Below are 2100 nucleotides of genomic sequence, written 5' to 3' on the forward strand. Positions count from 1 at the left end.
AAATAAATCTGTAATTTTAGAGTAACAAAACATAGATAGGTTTTTAGATTAATAAATTGAATTTCAGTACTTTAATTTACTAAAAATCTATCTTTTTTACTATTAAAACTTATCTAAATATTAATCGAACTCAGGTTTTTAGATTTTCTTCTGATGAAAACTTGAATTTAGTACCATCAAACGAAGTTGAGAATTTTTTATCACCTGCAATAGCTTCATTGTTAAAATAAGCAACCACATCATAACCGTTTGCAACGAAACCTTTTTTTAGATTATAATCTATTATAGTTTGTGCAGATAAAGATGAAACGGTTATTAAAAATAGTATGACTAAACTGTGCATAAAAGATATTTTATAATAAGTCTAAAAATGAAGAAGACCTTACAGTTTATGTATTTATTAGCAAGTTAAATAGTTTTTTTATATCCTGCGATGTCTTGTTTTACCCTCGTAGGTATTAATGTTAAAATATACCTACAAGGTTTTGAAAAATAAGTTTTCGGGAGCGTTTTAAATTTTGTCGTTTCTTTAATATTACACCCCTAAAGCCCCCCAAGGGAACAATTCGTTAAGTTGAATAGGACGTTTGTCCCCTAGAGTGTACTTTAGGGGTATTTTTTGCTTTTTACATTTATTCTTTTTACTATTTAGAATAAATTATAATCTTAAATTTATTTTTTTAGTGTCTTCCAAAAATTTGTGTTTTTAAAATCTCGCAGGAGTTTAAAACGTATTTACAGAATTTAGATTTTAAAGCACCATAAGGTTGCAACCACGAATATCAGAATTATCAAAACGTCCAATAACTTCAAAAGATCCGTCATTATTTGTTCTGCCTAAATCTTGGGTTGCAATAAAGGAACAAGAGTTTACATTGGCTAAATCAATAACATTTATTCCGCCAGTTTTTCCTGATTCTTGAATGGTTAATGCGTCTTCAGTATCACGCGTTAAAACATGCATCCAAGGCGGACAATTAAATACACCATGTCCTTTAGAATAAGCTTGACTCAAAAGCTCGGTCATGCCATATTCACTATGTATATACTCAACACCAAAGCCTTTTTTTAGTGTATTATGAAGCTCTGTTCTAATAAGTTCTTTTCGTCTACCCTTCATGCCGCCAGTTTCCATTACAATAGTGTTTTTTAAACTGAATTGGTAAGTTTCAATTAAATCTAACAAAGCAAAAGAAACACCAATGAGTAATATTTTTTTGCCTTCAGAATCTAGTTTAATTAAGGTGTCTTTTAATTCTGAAAGGTTGTTCAAATAAAATCCGCTTTCAGGATGTTTTGAGGTTTTAATCATATAATCTACCATATAGATTAAAGAAGAGCCTTCGCGTTCTAAATAAGAAGGTAATAATCCTAGAATCACGTAGTTTTCAATAGGGTTATAAAATTTCTCAAAACCTTTTGTAAAACTTTGGTGGTAGATGTTTAAATCGGTAACATAATGCTTACTCGTTTCGCTTCCAGAAGTTCCTGAGCTGGTAAATGTTGTTTTTATGGGGTCTTTAGAGCTTAATACATTTCTTGTTTTAAAAAATTGAATGGGCAAAAAAGGAATGTCTTTTAATGTTTTTACCTCGCTAGGATGTTTGTATAATAAATCGCAAAACGATCTGTAAACAAGATTGTTTTCAAATTGAAATTTAAAAACTTGTAATGCTAAATCTTCAAATTCAGATTGAGTTTTTATTTTAAATATAGAATGCGTGTCTATCATACTTCAGTAAAGCAACAAAAATACATAATACAATTTATTAATACGACATTCTAAAACGAGTTGATGCCTTGAAATTTAGTTAGTAAATCGTTAAAGGATATTAGTAAAACATTCATGTTTTCGAATTTATTAAAATAAGATAGAAAAATATGAGTAAAAGTTTAAAGATTATAAGCGTTATAATGGATAGCTTAATCATTATACCCGAAAAATCACTAAAAAGGTATCCATAAAAAAAGAGGTCGTCTAAAAACAATTTAGGCGATCTTTTTATTTTTGGTCATTTAGGTTTTATTTTGACGCTCTTTGTTTTAATAGTAAATAATAATGTTGTTAAAATAGAGCAAAGCGATTTCTATATCGCCAAA

General features: G+C 28.7%; 2 protein-coding genes. Both read right to left on the reverse strand.

Translation table 11 applies throughout. From position 1 onward, the window contains the following. Positions 1-130: 130 nt before the first annotated feature. Positions 131-343, reverse strand: coding sequence for a hypothetical protein (locus P8K68_RS04815; RefSeq protein ID WP_300248527.1), 213 nt, complete (start codon positions 341-343; stop codon positions 131-133). 408 nt (positions 344-751) lie between these two features. After that, the gene (locus tag P8K68_RS04820) at positions 752-1732 is read right to left on the reverse strand and encodes an acyl transferase (RefSeq protein WP_300248528.1); all 981 of its coding nucleotides are present in this window, start codon (positions 1730-1732) and stop codon (positions 752-754) included. Positions 1733-2100 lie beyond the last annotated feature (368 nt).

This window comes from Algibacter sp., assembly GCF_029245835.1.
In the GTDB taxonomy this organism is placed as follows: domain Bacteria; phylum Bacteroidota; class Bacteroidia; order Flavobacteriales; family Flavobacteriaceae; genus Algibacter_B.

Bases quoted from the DNA above. Each gene is read 5' to 3' on its own strand.
- P8K68_RS04820 (WP_300248528.1), bottom strand. From the start codon at position 1,732: ATGATAGACACGCATTCTATATTTAAAATAAAAACTCAATCTGAATTT.
- P8K68_RS04815 (WP_300248527.1), bottom strand. From the start codon at position 343: ATGCACAGTTTAGTCATACTATTTTTAATAACCGTTTCATCTTTATCT.